Annotated in this window: 18 protein-coding genes; 17 read left to right on the top strand and 1 reads right to left on the bottom strand. The window is 63.1% G+C overall.

What is annotated here, in order from left to right; translation table 11 throughout:
• Nucleotides 1-281 precede the first annotated feature (281 nt).
• The 7 genes from rho to OCT39_RS14470 all read left to right on the top strand — a co-directional run bounded on the left by rho (nt 282) and on the right by OCT39_RS14470 (nt 8,307).
• Complete coding sequence (gene rho / locus OCT39_RS14500) at nt 282-1,541, top strand: transcription termination factor Rho (protein ID WP_252109522.1); 1,260 nt, start codon at nt 282-284, stop codon at nt 1,539-1,541.
• A gap of 61 nt (nt 1,542-1,602) precedes the next feature.
• Nucleotides 1,603-3,096 carry a 4-hydroxy-3-polyprenylbenzoate decarboxylase gene (gene ubiD, locus OCT39_RS14495; protein ID WP_263585165.1) on the top strand — a complete coding sequence of 498 codons (1,494 nt, stop codon included), beginning with the start codon at nt 1,603-1,605 and terminating at the stop codon, nt 3,094-3,096.
• Nucleotides 3,097-3,172: 76 nt separating this feature from the next.
• Complete coding sequence (locus OCT39_RS14490; protein ID WP_263585164.1) at nt 3,173-3,964, top strand: NAD(P)H-flavin reductase; 792 nt, start codon at nt 3,173-3,175, stop codon at nt 3,962-3,964.
• A gap of 510 nt (nt 3,965-4,474) precedes the next feature.
• A complete protein-coding gene (locus OCT39_RS14485; RefSeq protein ID WP_263585163.1) occupies nt 4,475-5,539 on the top strand; it encodes a 3-deoxy-7-phosphoheptulonate synthase in 1,065 nt (354 codons plus the stop codon).
• 227 nt (nt 5,540-5,766) lie between these two features.
• Entirely contained in the window at nt 5,767-6,867 is a 1,101-nt protein-coding gene (locus OCT39_RS14480; protein WP_263585162.1) for a lactonase family protein, read from the top strand.
• A gap of 120 nt (nt 6,868-6,987) precedes the next feature.
• The gene (locus OCT39_RS14475) at nt 6,988-7,494 is read left to right on the top strand and encodes a DUF3087 domain-containing protein (protein WP_263585161.1); all 507 of its coding nucleotides are present in this window, start codon (nt 6,988-6,990) and stop codon (nt 7,492-7,494) included.
• Between the two features lie 93 nt (nt 7,495-7,587).
• On the top strand, nt 7,588-8,307 hold the full coding sequence (locus tag OCT39_RS14470; protein ID WP_263585160.1) for an MliC family protein: 720 nt from the start codon (nt 7,588-7,590) through the stop codon (nt 8,305-8,307).
• Here the strand turns inward: OCT39_RS14470 and OCT39_RS14465 are convergent.
• The gene (locus OCT39_RS14465) at nt 8,304-9,395 is read right to left on the bottom strand and encodes a metal-dependent hydrolase (protein WP_263585159.1); all 1,092 of its coding nucleotides are present in this window, start codon (nt 9,393-9,395) and stop codon (nt 8,304-8,306) included. The two genes, OCT39_RS14470 and OCT39_RS14465, sit on opposite strands and share 4 nt — an antisense overlap.
• Nucleotides 9,396-9,601: 206 nt before the next feature.
• Here OCT39_RS14465 and gloA point away from each other — a divergent pair, with 206 nt between their 5' ends.
• The 10 genes from gloA (at nt 9,602) to fkpB (ending at nt 19,369) form a co-directional block, all read left to right on the top strand.
• Nucleotides 9,602-10,042, top strand: coding sequence for a lactoylglutathione lyase (gene gloA / locus OCT39_RS14460; protein WP_263585158.1), 441 nt, complete (start codon nt 9,602-9,604; stop codon nt 10,040-10,042).
• Nucleotides 10,043-10,054: 12 nt separating this feature from the next.
• A complete protein-coding gene (locus tag OCT39_RS14455) occupies nt 10,055-10,510 on the top strand; it encodes an META domain-containing protein (RefSeq protein WP_263585157.1) in 456 nt (151 codons plus the stop codon).
• A 128-nt stretch (nt 10,511-10,638) separates the two neighbouring features.
• Nucleotides 10,639-11,361 carry a mobilization protein gene (locus tag OCT39_RS14450; RefSeq protein ID WP_263585156.1) on the top strand — a complete coding sequence of 241 codons (723 nt, stop codon included), beginning with the start codon at nt 10,639-10,641 and terminating at the stop codon, nt 11,359-11,361.
• Nucleotides 11,362-12,168 carry a 3'(2'),5'-bisphosphate nucleotidase CysQ gene (gene cysQ, locus OCT39_RS14445; RefSeq protein WP_263585155.1) on the top strand — a complete coding sequence of 269 codons (807 nt, stop codon included), beginning with the start codon at nt 11,362-11,364 and terminating at the stop codon, nt 12,166-12,168.
• A gap of 236 nt (nt 12,169-12,404) precedes the next feature.
• On the top strand, nt 12,405-12,671 hold the full coding sequence (rpsT, locus tag OCT39_RS14440) for a 30S ribosomal protein S20 (RefSeq protein WP_263585154.1): 267 nt from the start codon (nt 12,405-12,407) through the stop codon (nt 12,669-12,671).
• 70 nt (nt 12,672-12,741) lie between these two features.
• On the top strand, nt 12,742-14,313 hold the full coding sequence (gene murJ, locus OCT39_RS14435; RefSeq protein WP_263585153.1) for a murein biosynthesis integral membrane protein MurJ: 1,572 nt from the start codon (nt 12,742-12,744) through the stop codon (nt 14,311-14,313).
• 120 nt (nt 14,314-14,433) lie between these two features.
• On the top strand, nt 14,434-15,537 hold the full coding sequence (gene ribF, locus OCT39_RS14430) for a bifunctional riboflavin kinase/FAD synthetase (protein ID WP_263585152.1): 1,104 nt from the start codon (nt 14,434-14,436) through the stop codon (nt 15,535-15,537).
• An 8-nt stretch (nt 15,538-15,545) separates the two neighbouring features.
• Nucleotides 15,546-18,377: an isoleucine--tRNA ligase gene (gene ileS, locus OCT39_RS14425; protein ID WP_263585151.1), complete on the top strand. Its 2,832-nt coding sequence runs from the start codon at nt 15,546-15,548 to the stop codon at nt 18,375-18,377.
• A complete protein-coding gene (gene lspA / locus OCT39_RS14420) occupies nt 18,370-18,915 on the top strand; it encodes a signal peptidase II (RefSeq protein WP_263585150.1) in 546 nt (181 codons plus the stop codon). The genes ileS and lspA overlap by 8 nt, the downstream gene beginning before the upstream one ends.
• 10 nt (nt 18,916-18,925) lie before the next feature.
• Nucleotides 18,926-19,369, top strand: a complete 444-nt coding sequence (gene fkpB, locus OCT39_RS14415) for an FKBP-type peptidyl-prolyl cis-trans isomerase (RefSeq protein WP_263585149.1) — start codon at nt 18,926-18,928, stop codon at nt 19,367-19,369.
• Nucleotides 19,370-19,462 lie beyond the last annotated feature (93 nt).

The raw sequence follows: 19,462 nt of genomic DNA, 5'->3' as shown, positions 1-19,462 counted from the left end.
GTGACTCGACCAGCGTCGCCTCACGTCCACCCGGAAACTTCCAACTGGCCTGATTTCCAAGTCGTCAGAACCCGTTGATACCGCCCACTCCTTGAGCGGATCACAAAGCAGCTTCCACGAACCTTCGAGTCAAGCAGCCCCTGCGCTATAGAAAGCCGGGTTCGCCGCCGTTTGACTTGTCTAGCGGGACCTGAACGCACCACTGGGCGGACTCACTACGCCTCCTGTCTTATTCCCGGCGCCCGGCGCCTGGCTTTCATGAGCAACGTTCTTACACACCGATGAATCTCACTGAACTCAAGCAAAAATCCGTTCCCGAGCTGCTCGATATCGCCCGCGAAATGGGGATCGACAACCTGGCTCGCTCGCGCAAGCAGGACATCATCTTCGCTATCCTCAAAAAGCACGCCAAGAGCGGTGAGGATATCTACGGCGACGGTGTGCTGGAAATTCTCCAGGACGGCTTTGGCTTTCTAAGAAGCGCCGACAGCTCCTATCTCGCCGGGCCGGACGACATCTACGTGTCGCCGTCACAGATTCGTCGCTTCAACCTGCGTAAGGGCGACTCGATCTCCGGCAAGATTCGTCCACCGAAAGAGGGCGAGCGCTACTTCGCGCTGTTGAAAGTCAGCCAGATCAATTTCGACCGCCCGGAAAACGCCAAGCACAAGATTCTCTTCGAGAACCTGACGCCGCTGTTTCCCAACGATCGGCTGCGCATGGAGATCGGCAACGGCTCGACCGAAGATCTGACCGCGCGCATCATCGATTTGACCGCGCCGATCGGCAAGGGGCAGCGGGGCCTTCTGGTGTCGCCGCCGAAAGCCGGTAAGACGCTGATGCTGCAAAACATCGCCACCTCGATCACGCGCAACAGCCCCGAGTGTCATCTGATCGTGCTGTTGATCGACGAGCGCCCGGAAGAAGTGACCGAAATGGCGCGCACCGTGCGCGGCGAAGTGGTTGCCTCCACCTTCGATGAGCCGCCAGCGCGCCACGTGCAGGTCGCCGAAATGGTGATCGAAAAGGCCAAGCGTTTGGTCGAGCACAAAAAGGACGTGGTGATTCTGCTCGATTCCATCACCCGCCTGGCGCGCGCCTACAACACCGTGGTGCCGAGCTCCGGCAAGGTGCTGACCGGCGGTGTCGACGCTCACGCGCTCGAAAAGCCCAAGCGCTTTTTTGGTGCCGCGCGTAACATCGAAGAGGGCGGAAGCCTCACCATCATCGCCACGGCCCTGGTCGATACCGGCTCCAAGATGGATGAAGTCATCTTCGAGGAGTTCAAGGGCACCGGCAACATGGAAGCGCACCTCGACCGCAAGCTGGCCGAAAAGCGCGTTTTCCCGGCGATCAACATTCGCCGCAGCGGCACGCGTCGCGAGGACCTTTTGGCCTCGGAAGACGAAATGCAGCGCATGTGGATTCTTCGCAAGCTGTTGAACCCGATGGAAGACACCGCCGCCACGGAGTTTTTGATCGATCGCTTGAAGGATACCAAGACCAACATCGAGTTTTTCGAAGCGATGAAGCGTCGCTAGGCGCACCTCGCCAGGCGCGGTAAGGCGATAGCCTGTCAAGGCGATACTTCGGGGGAAGGTTTTGAAATATAACGACTTGCGCGATTTCATCAAGGCACTCGAAGCGCGCGGTGAGCTCAAGCGGGTAACGGTCGAGGTGGACCCGTACCTGGAGATCACCGAAATCTGCGATCGCACCCTGCGTGCCGGCGGCCCGGCGCTGCTGTTCGAGAACGTCAAGGGCCACGATATGCCGCTTCTGGGCAACCTGTTCGGCACTCCCACCCGGGTGGCGCTGGGCATGGGCCAGGAGTCCGTCGAGGCGCTGCGCGAAGTCGGCAAGCTGCTGGCGTTTTTGAAAGAGCCGGACCCGCCCAAGGGATTGAAGGATGCCTGGGAGAAGCTGCCCATCTTCAAGCAGGTGCTGAGCATGGGGCCGAAAAGCGTCAAGCGCGCCCCGGTGCAGGAAGTGGTGTTCGAAGGCGACGAGGTCGATCTGAACCGGCTTCCGATCCAGCACTGTTGGCCCGGCGACGCCGCCCCTTTGGTCACCTGGCCGCTGGTCATCACCCGCGGGCCGCACAAGAAGCGTCAGAACCTGGGTATCTACCGCCAGCAGAAGATCGGCAAGAACCGGCTGATCATGCGCTGGTTGTCGCATCGCGGCGGGGCGCTCGATTTTCAGGAGTTCCAGAAGGAGCACCCCGGCGAGCCGTTCCCGGTGGCCGTGGCGCTCGGCGCCGACCCGGCGACCATTCTGGGCGCGGTAACGCCGATTCCGGATTCGCTCTCCGAGTATGCCTTCGCCGGATTGCTTCGCGGCTCGCGCACCGAGCTCGTGGCGTGTCATCACGCGGACCTCGAGGTACCGGCCTCTGCCGAGATCATCCTCGAAGGCTTCATCTACCCGGACGACATGGCGCCGGAAGGCCCCTATGGCGATCACACCGGCTACTACAACGAAGTGGATACCTTCCCGGTCTTCACCGTGACGCGCATGACCCAAAGACGCGATGCGATCTATCACTCGACCTACACCGGCCGGCCGCCGGACGAGCCGGCGATCCTGGGTGTGGCGCTCAACGAAGTGTTCGTGCCCATCCTGCACAAGCAGTTTCCCGAAATCGTCGACTTCTACCTGCCGCCGGAAGGGTGCTCCTACCGCATGGCGGTGGTGACCATGAAAAAGCAGTACCCCGGCCACGCCAAGCGCGTAATGATGGGGGTATGGAGCTTTCTGCGCCAGTTCATGTACACCAAGTTCGTGATCGTGCTCGACGACGACGTGGACGCGCGCAACTGGGAAGATGTGATGTGGGCGATCACCACGCGCATGGACCCGGCCCGCGATACGGTCATGGTCGAGAATACGCCGATCGACTACCTGGATTTTGCCTCGCCGGTCTCCGGGCTCGGCTCCAAGATGGGCCTCGACGCCACCAACAAGTGGCCCGGCGAGACCGACCGCGAGTGGGGCACGCCCATCGTCATGGATGAGGCGGTCAAGGCGCGGGTCGACGAGCGCTGGGAGTCGCTGGGGATCGGTATCGAGCGCCCGCCGTCGCGCCACGGCTAAGCGAGCGTTTCAGGGTTTTATGCAAGGTTTTAAAAGCGCCAGATTTAAAAGCGTTGAGTTTTCAAAAGAGGCTGTCATGAGCACGAGCACCCAGACCCCCACGCGGGAAGCGATCATCTGCCGGATCACCGACGTTCGAGCGCTCAACCCGGACGTACTCGGGGTGACGCTGGAGGGCGACCCGGACGCGATCAGTCACCTGCCGGGCCAGTACCTCGAGCTCAAGCTCGACGCGTCCACCTGGGTGCCGTTCTCCATTGCCAGCCACGGGCGCGGCGACGGCGTGATCGAGCTGCACATCCAGCACCGCCCGGAGCGGGAGAACTCCGCCCGACTGCGCGAACTGCTCACACTCTCCGGCGAGCTCACCATCCGCCTGCCCGGCGGCGAGTGCGTGCTCGACGTGCAAAGCGAGCGCGCGCTCTTGTTGATCGCCGCCGGTACCGGATTCGCCCAGATGAAAGCGATCGTCGAGGCGGTGCTCGACGAGCAGCCGGGGCGCGCCGTGTTCATCTGGTGGGCGGCCCGCGAGCATCGAGACCTTTACGCCGAACACCTTGCCAGCGATTGGGCGGCGCGTTTCGACAACGTTCATTTTCACGCGGTCACCGAACTCGAGCTCGAAAAACCGCTGACTAACGCGCCGCGCATCGCCCACTTTCAGGGGCGTATCACCGAGGTGCTCGAGCGCGCGCTGCCGACCCTGGCCATCGAAAATGAACCGGTGGCGGTCAACGAGTGCGATATCTATCTTTCCGGCTCGCCGGGCATGGTCTACGCCTGCGTCGACGTGCTCGAGGCTCATGGCGCCCGGCCGGAGAGGCTCTACTCGGACGTGTTCGCCTACGCCCCGCGCCCGACGAGCTAAACGACATTCGATGCGTAAAGAGTATTGCCATTGACGGTTTTGGCAGGCAGGATAAAGCCATAACGCTGGTTCGCCCATTGAATAACACACCGGATAACACTATGACGCTATCGCCTCGCTCACTGATAACGCTTTCGCTGCCTCGCGCGGCGGGCGTTTTCGCGTGCGCGTTGGGCTATGGCTTTTATTGGTTTGGATCCGGTGTGCCCTGGGCTCGCGACTAGCCAACCCAGCAGGCACACCTTCCAGGTAGCCTGCCGACAGCAAAAGCCCCGGCGGGACACCCGCCGGGGCTTTTGCGTTTTTATACGGTTATAAAACCGGATTCACGTAACGTTTCAAGGAGAGACACCATGACCGCTTACCGCAACGCTTTTATCGCTCTCTATTCGGGTAATTACCAGGCCTGGCGATTTAGCGGCGCGCGGTCGGTGCAGGTAGCCACCTCCGACCGGGCCCGTTTGGGTGGCACCCTGAATGACCGATGTCCCTTGACCGTGAGATAACGCCATGAACGCCCCAGTAACGACGACCCGTACTGCCCAGCCCGCCACCGCCACCGAGAAAGGCGCTACGCCCTTGCCGCTGCCCGGCGAGCTTTTGGAGCGCATCCACGTCGATGCCGCACTTGAAAGCCGCCTCGATCGCCAGCGCCAGGCGGTGCAGCGCATCCTGACCGGCGAGGATTCCCGCCTGCTGGTGGTGGTTGGGCCCTGCTCGATCCACGACCCGGATGCCGCGCTCGAGTACGCCGACCGCCTCGCCGCGCTCGGCGACGAGATCAGCGAGCGCGTGCTGCCGGTAATGCGTGTTTACGTCGAGAAGCCGCGCACCACCGTGGGCTGGAAGGGCCTGGCCTACGACCCGGATTTGAACGGCGCCGGCGACATGGCGAAAGGGGTGACCCGCTCGCGGGAGCTGATGCACGCCGTGGCCTCCCGGGGCCTTCCGGTGGCCACCGAGCTTTTGCAGCCGATGCTCGCGCCGTACCTGGAAGATCTGTTGAGCTGGGTGGCGATCGGCGCGCGCACTACCGAGTGTCAGCTTCACCGCGAGCTTGCCAGTGACTTGCGCGCTGCGGTGGGCTTTAAAAATGCGACCAGCGGCGACGTACAGGTGGCGATCGACGCCATGCAGGCCGCTGCCCACCCGCACCAGCGCTTCGCCCAGAATGCGCAGGGCCGCCCGATCATGCGTCAAAGCGCCGGCAACCCACATACGCACGTGGTGCTGCGCGGCGGCCACGGTGAACCCAACTACCAGTCCCACCACGTGCGCCAGGCGATCCAGACCCTGCAGGCGGCGGGGCAGAACCCGCGCCTGATGGTCGACTGCAGCCACGCCAACGCGCGCAAGGATCACCGCCGCCAGAGCGAGGTGATGCTCGACGTTCTCGACCAGCGCCGCGCGGGCGAGGCGAACCTGGTCGCACTGATGCTCGAAAGCCACCTGTTCGAAGGCAAACAGGCGCTAAACCCCGGCGCGATGCGCTATGGCGTCTCGATTACCGACGCCTGCGTGGGCTGGGACACCACCGAGCACCTGTTGAAAACCGCCGCCGAGCGGCTAGCTTGACGCCTTGATGCTCCGGGACTCGCCTGATTCGCTTCGTGTTCGACGCGGATCAGCGCGGTGGCTACTTCTTCGTCCGTTTGAGACCGGCAGTACGCCATTGGTCTAGTTGTTGGGTAGTGGAAACGTATTACATTGAACAGGATGTACGATGTCATACGTTTTTCTCGAAGGATCAGGAATCGATACCCATCATGCACCAGACAACCAGAATGGCAGGGATATTTCTAATGGGCGCGACACTTCTCGGAACAGGCCTGACGGCTCAGGCGAACACCTACGTCTACGTTTCCAATGCCGATGACGGTGCGATTACAAGCTATATCCTGGACCGCGCGGCGGGTACGCTGGAACCACTGGAGACGACCACCGCCGGCGAAGGCGTCATGCCCATGGCGGTCAGCCCCGACCGGCACTACCTGTACGCCTCCGTGCGCAGCGAGCCTTTCCGAGTGCTGACGTATCGAATCGACAGGGAGACGGGAAAGCTAAGCCAGCAGGGTAGCGGCTCCCTGCCTGCCAGCATGCCCTATATCGAGTCGGACCAGAGCGGGGCCTATCTGTTTTCCGCGTCCTATTCCGACAACCTCGTTAGTGTCAGCCCCATCGATGAAAACGGCGTCGTAGGAGACGCTCAGCAAACCGTCGAAACCGGCCGCAATGCGCACGCGATCCACACCTCGCCGGACAACCGCTACGCCTTTGCCTCCAACCTGGGGGATGACCGGCTCGCGCAATTTCGCTTTGACGCCGAGACCGGACGGCTGGAGTCGAACGACCCAGACGCCGCCGGTACGCCGGACGATACCGGCCCGCGTCATTTCGTCTTTTCTCCCAATGGCCGCTACGTCTACCTGCTCGGCGAATTTTCGGGGGCCGTCACGACCTACGCGTTCGATGCCAGCAACGGCACGCTGACCCAGGTATCGGTCGAGCCGGGTATTGTCGAGTCGCTGAACCTCGACCAGGGCATGGCACGTGAAGCGATACCCGAGGGCGATGATACGCCGCGTATATGGGCAGCCGATATTCAGGTCACACCGGACGGGCGCTACGTCTATACGTCTGAGCGAACCAGCAGCGTCATCAGTACGTTCGAAGCTAACCCCGATACCGGCGAACTCACCTACCTGAATCATCTCGAGGTAGAGAGTCAGCCGCGCGGCTTCCAGATCGATGACACGGGGCGCTACATGGTCGTCACCGGTCAGCGTGACGACCGCGTCGGCCTGTACCGAATAGACCCTGAAAATGGCGAGCTCACCCGTATCGATGATGCGCCCGCCGGTAAGAATGCCAACTGGGTCGAGATCGTTTCCTTCGAGGGATAGGGCGGCCGTCACGATCGATGAACGGGTGTCGGTTGAATCACCCCAAAAAAGAAGATCACGCCATGACTTGTATGCCGTGGCCACTCTCTTATGATAGTGGCTATTTAACGGAGACAAGGCATGGCCTTTACCCTGCAAGAGAAAGACCCAAAGCGCTACCGGCGCAAGGCGCGCATGATCAGCGTCATGATGGTCGGTCAGCTGATTATTTTCAGTATGCTGTTTTCGCTGCTGTTGAGCTCGGTGATGGAAAGTAGCCTTTGGGCTCACGGTTTGGGAATCGCGCTGGGGCTTTTGGCTACCAGCGCGCTCTTTGCGGGTCTCAAGGAGCGGCCGTGGATGGGCGAAATCAGCTACGTCTGGCAGCTTAAAAACCATCTTTCGCGTATTCAGGGCTACCAGGCGTCGCTCGAGCGTGCGGTCGATGAGGACAATCGCGCCGCTCTCGATGTTTTAAGTTTCTACCACGAAGGCGTGGATCAGGTGGCCGCACTCAACGGCAAAGCGCCGGATCCTGCGCGCGTTGCACAAAAAGAGCGCGTACTGGAACGCCGCCAGGCGCTGGCGCTACCGGATCGCGTGACGGTCTTCGACCCCCACGATTTGAGTGCATTTACGCGCCGCTAGTCTCTTCAGGATGAACCCTTTTTTCATCCGCCCTTTTAAACGCCGATCCTGATAAAATTAGCCCTTCCTAAAAAAGCGTTACAGGGAACTTCAATGCTCGATTCAACACCGCTCAAGGCGCTTGGCGCCGCTTGCCTGGGGCTGTGGCTTGTCGGTTGTGCGACATCGCCGGAAAGCCAGCCGCCGCGCCCGGTGGCCAACAGCGACGCGCCGCTGCTGCCGTCGTCGCTTTTTCCCGGCAGCGCCGAGCGCTTCAGGGCTTGGCACTGCCAGCCCGCCCACCAGGATTTGATCAGTGCGGACAACGACCAGGTGCTCCGGCTCTGGTCGCTGCACGGGGCCTGGCGCTTGCCCCAGGCGGTGGTGGCCAGCGGCGCGCGCTATCAAAACGGCGATATCAGTTTTTGGGAGCGCGGCGACACCGCGCGGGTCGAAACGCCCCGCGGCCAGCTCGCCTGCAGCGCCGGTGGCGAGCGCCGGGCGATGACTCGGGCCGACAACCCCGGCGTGATGTTCAAGGGCGTTGGGACGGCGCCGGCCTGGGCGCTCACCCTTGCCCACGATACGCCAACCCTGACCGTGCAAGCCGGCGATAATCCGCCAGAGCGGCTGACCTACATGATCAGCACGCTGGATAACGACGCCGGCCGGGTGGTGCTGGAAAGCGCCGACGTGGCGCCGTTTTTCCGCGTGCGCATCGATGCCGGCGCCTGTTTTGACAAGACAAGCCGTGCACCGTACCCGGCCCGCGTGACCCTCACCTACCAGGGCGAGCAGTATAGCGGCTGCGGCCAGGGCATCGCGCCGGACTAATCCGTCACGCTCTCGGGGCGGCAGGCGTAGCGTTCCCCGTAAACGCGCCAACTTTGCTCGATGAAGTCGCTGGCGCACAGCGCCTTCTCGTTGCCTACAATGCGGGCGAGCAGGCGCGACAGCGTCTGTGCGCTGAGTCCGCGCTGTGAAGGGAGCTGCTCACTTTCAGGCACTGCCTGCCACTCGCCGTTTTGGCGCGTGGCCAGGGTGAAGTTGAACGGGTGAAAGCCTGGAAATCCCAGCCGCAGGTCGGTGGCGATCAGCGTCTCGACGCCGTCGATGGGCTCGACCTCGTAGCGCAGGAAGGGGCCGCTGAACCAGGTCAGGCGCTGACCAAGCGCGCCGGATAGCGCCACCTCCTCGAGCGGCGCACGCTGACGCTGGAACGCCTCGAGACGCGGAGCGCTGTCGTCGTCGAACACGCTGACCAGGCTTTCAAAATAGCGCTCCCCCTCGATGGCCGTGGCGCGCCACAGCAGAATGTTGAACGGCGTGGGTTGGACGATCAGCGGCGCAGCATCGAGCCCGCGCGCCTCGAGCGCTGGCGCCAGGCGCATCTCGACCGACCACTTCATGCCCGCCGCCATCAGCAGATAGGCACACGACAGCGCAAGGCCAAGCGCGCAGTAGTGCACCACGCGGCGCGAGACGCAGGCGGCGACGAGGCCGCCCAACAGCGCCAGGCTGTAAAGCGGGTCGATGATGAACACGATCGGCCAGGCGACGGGCGGCGTATCCAGCGGCCAGAGCAGCTGCGTACCGTAGGTGGTGAGCGAGTCGAGCAGCGGGTGAGTGATCAAGATCAACGTGAAAAAACACCACCAGCGGGCAAGGGATGCTCGGCCCGCAAGCGCGTAACGGCTCAAAAGGGCGAGCAGTGTCCCCAGGCCCGTCAGCACGAACAGCGAGTGGCTGAACCCCCGGTGCTCGGTGACGTTGGCGATTGCATCGCCGTAGTCCAGCGCAACGTCCAAATCCGGCAGGGTGCCTAACAGCGCGCCGACCACCACCGCCTTGCGACCAAGGCGTCGGCCCATGACGGCGCCGCCCACTGCGGCGCCCAGCGCCGCCTGCGTAATCGAATCCACGGGGTTTCCTTTATGACCTTCGAGAAAGGCTGGTTAAAAAAAGCTTAAGCGTAGCACCGCGCCGATGCGCCGCACGGTTTCTTCTTTTGAGAGGCGTTTGCATGATGCGCGCTCAAGGAAAAGCGCGGTGCCGCTTCATGAATTGCCCAATCGCCGCTATTCTGTTCCCGTTATCGTTTCAACTCGTGCTCGAAGGAGGGAATCTCATGCAGTTTCTACACACCATGGTACGCATCAGCGATATCGATGCCTCGCTTCACTTCTACTGTGACCTGCTGGGGCTCGAGGAAGTGCGCCGCAAGGAGAGCGAAAAGGGCCGCTTCACGCTGATCTTTCTGGCGGCGCGAGACGACGTGGGGCGCAGCGAGCGTCTGAGCGCCCCGGAGCTCGAACTCACCTATAACTGGGACCCGGAGGAGTACGCCGGCGGGCGCAACTTTGGCCATCTGGCCTTTCGCGTCGACGATATCTACGCAACCTGCGAGCGGCTGCAGAACGCCGGCGTCACCATCAACCGCCCGCCGCGCGATGGCCACATGGCGTTCGTGAAATCCCCGGACGGCATCTCCGTCGAGCTTTTGCAAAAAGGGGACGCCTTCGAGCCCCAGGAGCCCTGGGCTTCCATGGACAACAGCGGCAGCTGGTAAAGGACGTTATCGGTGAAAAAACATATTATTGGCGCGCTTGCCGTCAGCGCGGCGCTGCTGTTGAGCGCGTGTAGCAGTGGCCCGGTTCAACAGGGCGGGTCGGCACCGGTCGCCAGTGGCGGGACGCTTTCGGGCCCGCTGGTCGGCACGCGCTGGAATCTACTGCTGATGGGGACCGACGAGCGCCTGTCGATGCCGCAAACGGCGTTTTTCCAGATTGGCCGCGACGGGCGTATTACCGGAAGCGACGGCTGTAACAACTTTCAGGGCAGCGTGAGCCTCGGTGAGAGTCAGCGCATCGAGGTGGGCGAGCTTTCCACCACGCGCATGGGCTGCGCCGAGCTCGATGATGCTCGCCGCGTGACCGGTATGCTCGAAACCGCCTACCGCTACCTGATCGATCACGACCGGGTGGTCTTTTTTGGTCCGGACAGCCGCGTGCTGGGCGGCTGGCGCAAGGCCAACTAACGCCGACCGGGTGGCCGATGTTTTGTCGTCGGATATAAATGTACGCCAGGCACGAAGTAGTGAAGGCGCGGCGCGGTTTTTTTGCTAAATTCGCGATTGGGTTCGGTTTTCATCAGAGACGAGTAACGATGGCCTGCGTACATTTTATCGGTGGTGAAAAGGGGGGCGTGGGCAAATCGATGACCGCGCGCGTGCTCGCGCAGTACTACATCGACCACGACCGGGCATTCATTGGCTTCGATGGCGATGCCTCTCACAAGACGTTCTCACGCTTTTACGCGGACTACGCCTCACCCGTGATCGTCGGTGATGACGAAAGCATGGACGGCGTGCTGATGGCGGTGGAGGCGGATCCCGAGCGCGACCTGATCATCGACCTGGCCGCGCAGTCGTCTCAGGCGTTGGGCCGCTGGCTCGATGAAACCGATGTGTTCGCGCTGCTCGACGAGCTCGGTGCACGCGTGCAGTGGTGGCACGTCATGGATGATGGCGCCGACTCGGTGGCGCTGCTGCAAACGCTGTTGAAGCGCCTTGGCGATCAGCCGGTGAGCGTGGTGGTGGTTCAGAACCTGGGCCGTGGCGAGAGCTTCGAGCGTTTTCGCCAAAGCGAGGCCTACCGCCAGGCGCGGGCTCAAGGTGCGCAGCTGATCGAGCTGCCAAGGCTTCACGCCAAGCTGACCCAGAAAATCGACTTCAACGACAGCAGCTTCTGGGCGGTGGCCAATGATCGCCGCCTGATGAACATCGCTGAGCGTCAGCGCATGAAAGTGTGGCTGCGCCAGGCCTATCGCGAGCTCGATGACGTGGTGGCCCCAGGCCCTGAGCCGGCATCAAATACCGGGGAAGCGTAGATGCAAGGCGCCCAGCCCGCCCTTGACCGGGCGCTGCTCGAGGCCATCGATGAGCTCGCCCGGGAGGCGGGCCAGGTGATTCTTTCGGTCTACCGCCGGGAGATCGACGTCACGCTGAAAGCGGATCAAAGCCCGCTGACCGAGGCGGACCTTCGCGCCAACGAGGTGATCCTGGCGGGGCTTGCCCGATTGACGCCCCAAACGCCGGTGCTTTCTGAAGAGAGTGTGGAGCGCTTTGAAGGGCCGGGGGTGGAGGGCACCTACTGGCTGGTCGACCCGCTCGATGGCACCCGCGAGTTCATCAAGCGCAATGATGAGTTCACCGTCAACATCGCCCTGATTCATCAAGGCGAGCCAGTGCTTGGGGTGGTGGTGGCCCCGGCGCTTGGCAAACGCTACCTGGCCGGGCGTGGGCTGGGCGCGTTCAAGGTCGAAGGCGAGGGCATCTGGCAGCCGATTCGCTGCGCCGAGTTCGATGCGGCCCGGGGCTATCGGGTGCTGGGCAGCCGCTCGCATCAGGACCCGCGATTGAAGGCCTGGCTCGCCTCGCTCGGTGAGTGTGAGCTCACCCCGCTTGGAAGCTCGCTCAAGGCCTGTCTGATCGCCGAGGGGCGGGCGGATGTCTACCCGCGCTTCGGGCCGACCAGCCTTTGGGATACCGCTGCCGCCCAGGCGGTGGTGGAGCAGGCCGGCGGGATGATCGTCGATGAAGCCGGTGAAGCGCTTGGCTACCACACGCCGGCAAGGCCTTTGAACCCCAGCTTTTTCGTCTGGAGCCAAAGCGCGCGCGAGCACTTTAACGCTTGACAAGCGCTGGCACGACCGGGGCAGGTGTGATAGGCTACGCCATCCTCTCAGGCAGCTAAGACAGAAAAAGCGTGGGAACGAGCGGGCCAGGGCTTGCCGTTACACGTTTGGCAGAGCAAAAACGCCTGCAAAATCAGTTGGTTGTTTAGGTAATGTCGAGGTTGGCGTTAGTCACTCGACAACATATAGTTAATTCGTTGCCGTTCAGGCAACCTTTATTCTCCAAGGAGATACCAGTGGCGAACAGCAAGCAAGCTCGCAAGCGCGCCCGCCAGGCCGAGACACGTCGTGCCCTGAAATCCAGCCAGCGCAGCATGGTCCGCACCTACATCAAGCGTGTGATCAAGGCGATCCACACCGGCGACCATGGCAAGGCAATGGAAGAGTTCAAGCAGATGCAGCCGGTCGTCGACCGCATCGCTGACAAGGACGTGCTGTCCAAGAAAAAGGCCGCTCGTCTGAAAAGCCGCTTGAACAAGCGAATTAAAGCGCTGGCAGCGTAAGCCGGCAGCGTCTTGAAAAAACCGGCTACGGCCGGTTTTTTTGTGCCTGTATACGTCCAGGGATAACGCGATGACGGACTCCTCTCCCCAGCAAGCCGCGGCCCCCCGGCGCACTCTGATGCGCTCGGGGCTGATCGTCAGCGCCATGACCATGCTCTCCCGGGTCATGGGGCTGGTCCGCGACGTCGTGGTGGCCACGTTTCTCGGCGCCGGCAGCGGGGCGGATGCGTTTTTCGTCGCCTTCAAGATTCCCAACTTTCTGCGTCGGCTGTTTGCCGAAGGCGCGTTCAACCAGGCCTTCGTGCCGGTGCTCTCCGAGTATTCGACGCGGCAAAACCGCGAGGAGATCCGCGAGCTCTTGAACGCGGTAGCGGGAAGTCTTACCGCGCTGCTGGCGCTGATTACCGCGCTGGCCATGCTGTGCGCGCCCTGGCTGATCTGGCTGTTCGCGCCGGGCTTCGGCCGCGACCCGGAAAAGCTCGCGCTCACTGCGGACATGCTGCGCCTGACCTTTCCGTACCTGTTGCTGATTTCGCTAACCGCTTTTTCCGGCTCGGTGCTCAACACCTGGAACCGCTTCGCCGTGCCGGCGTTTACGCCGGTGCTGCTGAATCTCTCGCTGATCGGGGCGGCGCTTTTTTTGATGCCGCTGATGGAAGAGCCCGCCATGGCCCTGGCCTGGGGCGTGCTGATCGCGGGGTGCGCTCAGCTCGTTTTCCAGGTACCGTTTCTCTACCGGCTGGGGCTTCTGCCCACGCCCTGGCCCAACTTCGCCCACGACGGGGTGAAGCGCATCCTGAAACTGATGGCGCCGGCGCTGTTCGGCGTGTCGGTATCACAGATCAACCTGCTGCTGGATACCGTGCTGGCCTCGCTTCTGGCCGCGGGTAGCGTCTCCTGGCTCTACTACTCGGACCGGTTGGTGGAGCTGCCGCTCGGGGTCTTCGGCGTGGCGATCGGCACGGTGATTCTGCCGGCGCTCTCCAAGCGCCACGCGGAAAAATCAGGCGGCCACTTCGCCGCCATGCTCGACTGGGCGATTCGCGTGGTGCTGCTGCTGGGCGTGCCGGCCGCACTGGCGCTGGTGGTGCTGGCCGAACCGTTTTTGATCACGCTGTTTCACTACGGCGCGATGACCGACAGCGACATCCAGATGTCCGCCATGAGCCTTCGCGCCTACGCCGTGGGGCTCGTCGCGTTCATGCTGATCAAGGTGCTGGCGCCGGGCTTTTTTGCTCGCCAGGACACCAAAACGCCGGTCAAGGTCGGCATCGTTGCCATGGTCGCCAACATGGTCTTCAACCTGCTGTTGATATGGCCGCTGGCTCACGCGGGGCTGGCGCTGGCAACGGCGCTGTCGGCGTTTCTCAACGCCGGGCTTCTGGGCTATCTGCTGTATCGCGAAAAGGTGCTGGTGTTTCAGCCCGGCTGGGGGCGCTACGCGATCCAGCTCATCGGCGGAAGTGCGCTCATGGGCGCCGCGCTCTATCTGCTTACGCCGCCCTGGCAGGCGTGGCTCGATTTTAGTCTGTGGACGCGAATTGGTTGGGTGGCAGGATTGATGGCGCTCGGCGGCGGGCTCTATTTTGCCTGGCTTGCCGCCTGGGGGCTGCGCCTTCGCCACTTCCGGCTTTCAAGCTGAGTGAGGCGGCGCAATCGTAACTGCACCTTCACCGCGCGTTCGTTATAATCAAGGGCTTTGTTGACACAAAAGCATCTTCACCCACGCGTTGACTGGCACGCTTCAACCGAAAGAGGGGCCATGCACGTTATACGAGGTCTGCACAATCTGGGCGCAAGCGAGAGCGGCTGCGTGGCGACGATCGGTAATTTCGACGGCGTGCATCGCGGCCATCAGGCGATCATGGAGCAGTGCCGCGAGCACGCCGCGCGCCTGGGTCTGCCGCTGACGGTGGTGGTGTTCGAGCCTCAGCCGCGTGAGTACTTCGCCGGCGAGCAGGCCCCGCCCAGGCTTACCCGTCTTCGCGAAAAGGTGCGCCTTTTGGGCCAGCACGGCGCCGAGCGGGTGCTGTGTTTGGCCTTCAACGACGCCCTTCGAAGCCTGACCGGTCGTGAGTTCATCGATCGTGTTCTGATCGAAGGGCTCGGCGTGAAGCACCTGGTGGTGGGTGACGACTTTCGCTTCGGCTGCGACCGGCGCGGCGACTTCGCGCTGCTCAAGGCGGTGGGCGACGAAGAGGGCTTCGCCGTCGAGCACACGCGCACCTTCACGCTAGAGGGTGAGCGCGTCTCGAGCTCCCGGGTGCGCACGATGCTCGCCAGCGGCAACTTCGCCGCCGCCCAGTGTTTATTGGGCCGGCCTTATTCGGTGTCTGGGCGCGTAGTGCGCGACCAGCAGCTTGGGCGCACCATCGGCGCGCCCACGGCGAATTTGCCGCTGTTGCCGCAGCCGCTGACCCTGCGCGGGGTGTTCGCCGTGATCGCGGAGCTTGCAGACGGCCGCCGTTATTCGGGGGTGGCCAACGTCGGCTTTCGCCCGACCGTCGGTGCCAAGCGCCCGACCCTCGAGGTGCACCTGTTCGACTTCGAAGGCGACCTGTACGGGCAGCGGCTCACCGTTTACCCCTGCGCACGACTGCGAGGCGAGGTGAAGTTCGACGACTTTGGCGCGCTCAAGGCGCAGATTCAGCGCGACCAGGCGCGCGCGCGACGCTATTTTGCCCCCGGCGAGACTGCCTCGTCGGGCGCCGCAGGCACCGCTGAGGCGGATGTCAAATCATCGGTTTCGAGCGCGCCTTTTGACGGCGGCGCGCTCGAGGCCTGGCTGGCTTCGGCCCCGCTCGGGCGAGAGGCCGCTTCTTCTGATTTCTCTTCGGCGGGCGACGCCGAGGCTAACGACGGCTGACCGGACCTATGGACTACAAGCACACGCTCAATCTGCCCGATACCGATTTCCCCATGCGCGGCATGCTGCCCAAGCAGGAGCCGGGGCGGGTTTCCAAATGGCAGGACATGGATCTCTACCAGCGCCTGCGCGATGCCCGCGCAGGCTCCCCGCTGTTCGTGCTGCACGATGGCCCTCCCTACGCCAACGGCAGCATCCATATCGGTCACGCCGTCAACAAGATCCTGAAAGACATCATCGTCAAGTCGAAGAACCTCGCCGGCTTCGATGCGCCTTACGTGCCGGGCTGGGACTGCCACGGCCTGCCCATCGAGCACAAGGTCGAAACCACTCACGGTAAGCATCTCTCGCCGGAAAAGGCCCGCGAGCTCTGCCGCGAATACGCCGGCGCTCAGATCGAAACCCAGCTCACCGATTTCGTGCGTCTGGGCGTGATCGGCGACTGGCATCACCCCTACCGCTCGATGGACTTCGTCAACGAAGCCGGCGAGATCCGCGCGCTTGCCGAGATGGTCGAGGCGGGTTACGTGTTCAAGGGCTTGAAGCCGGTCAACTGGTGCTTCGACTGTGGCTCGGCGCTCGCCGAAGCGGAAGTCGAGTACCAGGACAAGAAGTCCGACGCCATCGATGTCGCCTTTCCGGTGGACGACGCGGACAAGCTGGCCGCGGCCTTCGGACTGGAGGCGCTTTCCAAGCCCGCGGCGGTGGTCATCTGGACCACCACGCCCTGGACCATTCCCGCCAACCAGGCGCTGAACGTCCACCCGGAGTTTACCTACGCGCTGGTCGACACCGGCGAGCGCCTGCTGCTGCTCGCCGAGGAGCTTGTCGAGAGCTGCCTCGAGCGCTTTGGTCTGGAAGGTGAGGTAATCGCGACCGCGAAGGGCGAAACGCTCGACCTGATCGACTTCCGCCATCCGCTTTTTGATCGCCGCTCGCCGGTGTATCTGGCCGACTACGTCGAAAGTGAGGTCGGCAGCACCGGGATCGTCCACTCCGCGCCGTCCTACGGTGTGGACGACTTCAACACCTGCCGCGACTACGGCATGGAGTTCGACGACATGCGAAACCCGGTGCAGAGCAACGGCGTCTACGTCGATGATCTGCCGATGTTCGGCGGGGAGATGATCTGGAAGGCGAACCCGAAGATCGTCGCCGCACTTGCGGATGCCGGCGCGCTGATGGCGCATACGCCGATCACCCACAGCTACATGCACTGCTGGCGCCACAAGACGCCGGTGATCTACCGCGCCACGGCGCAGTGGTTCGTGGGCATGGACATCGAAGGCCGCGACGGCAAGACCCTGCGCGAAAAGGCGCTCGAGGGCATCGAGGCGACCCACTTCACCCCGGCCTGGGGCCAAGCGCGGCTTCACAGCATGATTGCCCACCGCCCGGACTGGTGCATCTCGCGCCAGCGCAACTGGGGCGTGCCGATTCCGTTCTTCCTTCACCGCCAGACCGGCGAGCTTCACCCCAACACCGTGGGCCTGATGGAAGAGGTCGCCAAACGCGTGGAAGAGGGCGGTATCGACGCCTGGTTTGGCATGGACGCTCTAGAGCTTCTCGGCGCCGAGGCCGATGAGTACGAGAAAATCACCGACACGCTGGACGTGTGGTTCGACTCCGGGACCACCCACCGCCACGTGCTCCGAGGCTCGCACCCGCACGGTCATGAGTCCGGCCCGCGGGCGGATCTGTATCTCGAAGGCTCGGATCAACACCGCGGCTGGTTCCACTCATCGCTTTTGACCGGCTCGGCCATCGACGGCCACCCGCCGTACCGCGAGCTTCTGACCCACGGTTTCACCGTCGACGCTCAGGGGCGCAAGATGTCCAAATCGATCGGCAACGTGGTCGCGCCGCAAACGGTGATGGACAAGCTCGGCGCCGACATCCTGCGTCTGTGGACCGCGTCCACCGACTACTCCGGCGAAATGGCGGTGTCCGATGAGATACTGAAGCGCACCGCCGACGTTTACCGGCGCATTCGCAACACCGCGCGCTTTTTGCTGGGTAACCTGACCGGGTTCGAGCCGAGCCGCGACATGGTGGCGTTCGACGACATGATCGCGCTCGATCGCTGGATCGTCGACCGCGCCGACCAGCTCCAGGCGCGCATCCAGACCGCGTATGACGAGTACCGCTTCCGCGACGTCTACCAGCAGGTGCATGACTTCTGCGCCCGCGATCTGGGTGGCTTTTACCTGGATATCATCAAGGATCGCCAGTACACCACCCAAGCGGATTCGCTGGCCCGCCGCAGCTGCCAGAGCGCGCTGTATCACGTGATCGAAGCGCTCTCGCGCTGGGTCGCGCCGATTCTCTCCTTCACCGCCGAGGAGATCTTCGAGCATATCCCGGGTGAGCGCGGCGACAGCGTGCTGCTCGAGACCTACTACGAGGGGCTCACGCCGCTTTCCGACGATGCCGAGATGGGCCGCGAGTTCTGGGAGCAGGTGCTCGAGGTCAAGCAGGCGGTCAACAAGCGTCTGGAAGAGGCGCGCGGCGAGGGCACCATCAAGGGCTCGCTGGATAGCGAGGTAACGCTCTATGTCAGCGACGAGCTCGAGGCGCTGCTTGCGCGCCTGGGCGACGAGCTGCGCTTCGTGCTGATCACCTCGAACGCGACGCTCAAGCCGCTGACCGAGGCCGAGGCGGGCGCTCACAGCGAGCTCGAGGGATTGAAGGTCGCCGTGGCGCCGAGCCCCTATGAGAAGTGCGAGCGCAGCTGGGAGCGCCGCCCGGACGTGGGTAGCCACCCGGAGCACCCGACGCTTTGCGAGCGCTCGATTTTGAACCTGCCGGACGGCCCTGGCGAGGTCCGCCGCTATGCCTAACGCAACTCAAGCGCCGGCGGCGGAAAGGGCGCCGATGCGCCGGCCGCTGCGCTTTTTATGGATCGCCGCGGCGGTCATCGCGGTCGATCTGTTGACCAAGTACTGGCTCAGCCACGCGCTGGATTACAACGCGCCGGTGCAGGTACTGCCGTTTTTCGATCTGCGCCTGATGCACAACTTCGGCGCGGCGTTCAGCTTTCTGGCCGACCACCCGGGCTGGCAGCGCTGGTTCTTCGCCATCATTGCGGTCGGCGCGAGCGTCGCGCTGACCGTCTGGCTTTCGCGCATCCGCCGCGATGAAAGAATTCTGGCCGTGGCGCTGCCCTTGATCATCGGCGGGGCGCTGGGCAACCTGTACGACCGGCTGGTCCACGGCTACGTGGTCGATTTTCTCTCCTTCCACGTCGCCGGCTGGTACTACCCGGCGTTCAACGTGGCCGACATGGGCATCGTGATTGGCGCTGCGCTGTTGATCTGGGAGTCGATCATGGGCGATCGGCGGCGCAAAAAGGCCGCTGTCAACGAAACCACCCACTAGCGAGAAGCGCATGGACTACGTCATCGACGAGGGTATGGAAATTACCCTGCATTTCACCCTGAAGCTCGAAGACGGCACGGTGGTGGACTCGACCAAAGAGAAAGCCCCGGCCACCTTCGTCTTCGGCGACGGCAATTTGCCGCCGGGTTTCGAGCACCCGATCAAGGGGCTCGCACCGGGGCAGAGCGGCACGTTCGAGATCACCCCGGAGCACGCCTTTGGCCAGCACAACGCGCAGAACATCCAGACGCTCAAGCGCGCGGATTTTGGCGACGAAGAGCCGGAGATCGGCATGGTGATGTCGTTTGCCGACAAGGCGGGCACCGAGCTTCCCGGCGTGGTCAAGACCATCGACGGTGACCGGGTCGAGGTGGACTTCAATCATCCACTGGCCGGGCGTACACTGACCTTCGAGGTCGAGGTGCTCGAGATTCGCCCCGCGACCACTCACTGACCCGCATCGCCCGCGCACGCGTCGATCGAACGCGATGAGCCGGGCGCTGTCTCAATGCATCAAGAGCCGCGAGCCACTATTCACTCAGCGATG

The sequence above is a fragment of the Halomonas sp. GD1P12 genome, from assembly GCF_025725645.1.
In the GTDB taxonomy this organism is placed as follows: Bacteria; Pseudomonadota; Gammaproteobacteria; order Pseudomonadales; family Halomonadaceae; genus Vreelandella.
The sequence above is the reverse complement of the archived record's forward strand: the minus strand, read 5'-3'. Positions and strand labels throughout refer to the sequence as shown.

Excerpts from the sequence above, each read along its gene's own strand:
- lspA (WP_263585150.1), top strand. The coding sequence starts at position 18,370 with ATGCCTAACGCAACTCAAGCGCCGGCGGCGGAAAGGGCGCCGATGCGC.
- OCT39_RS14490 (WP_263585164.1), top strand. The coding sequence starts at position 3,173 with ATGAGCACGAGCACCCAGACCCCCACGCGGGAAGCGATCATCTGCCGG.
- fkpB (WP_263585149.1), top strand. The coding sequence starts at position 18,926 with ATGGACTACGTCATCGACGAGGGTATGGAAATTACCCTGCATTTCACC.
- murJ (WP_263585153.1), top strand. The coding sequence starts at position 12,742 with ATGACGGACTCCTCTCCCCAGCAAGCCGCGGCCCCCCGGCGCACTCTG.
- ribF (WP_263585152.1), top strand. The coding sequence starts at position 14,434 with ATGCACGTTATACGAGGTCTGCACAATCTGGGCGCAAGCGAGAGCGGC.
- OCT39_RS14485 (WP_263585163.1), top strand. The coding sequence starts at position 4,475 with ATGAACGCCCCAGTAACGACGACCCGTACTGCCCAGCCCGCCACCGCC.
- cysQ (WP_263585155.1), top strand. The coding sequence starts at position 11,362 with ATGCAAGGCGCCCAGCCCGCCCTTGACCGGGCGCTGCTCGAGGCCATC.
- rho (WP_252109522.1), top strand. The coding sequence starts at position 282 with ATGAATCTCACTGAACTCAAGCAAAAATCCGTTCCCGAGCTGCTCGAT.
- OCT39_RS14470 (WP_263585160.1), top strand. The coding sequence starts at position 7,588 with ATGCTCGATTCAACACCGCTCAAGGCGCTTGGCGCCGCTTGCCTGGGG.
- gloA (WP_263585158.1), top strand. The coding sequence starts at position 9,602 with ATGCAGTTTCTACACACCATGGTACGCATCAGCGATATCGATGCCTCG.
- OCT39_RS14475 (WP_263585161.1), top strand. The coding sequence starts at position 6,988 with ATGGCCTTTACCCTGCAAGAGAAAGACCCAAAGCGCTACCGGCGCAAG.
- ileS (WP_263585151.1), top strand. The coding sequence starts at position 15,546 with ATGGACTACAAGCACACGCTCAATCTGCCCGATACCGATTTCCCCATG.
- OCT39_RS14450 (WP_263585156.1), top strand. The coding sequence starts at position 10,639 with ATGGCCTGCGTACATTTTATCGGTGGTGAAAAGGGGGGCGTGGGCAAA.
- OCT39_RS14480 (WP_263585162.1), top strand. The coding sequence starts at position 5,767 with ATGGGCGCGACACTTCTCGGAACAGGCCTGACGGCTCAGGCGAACACC.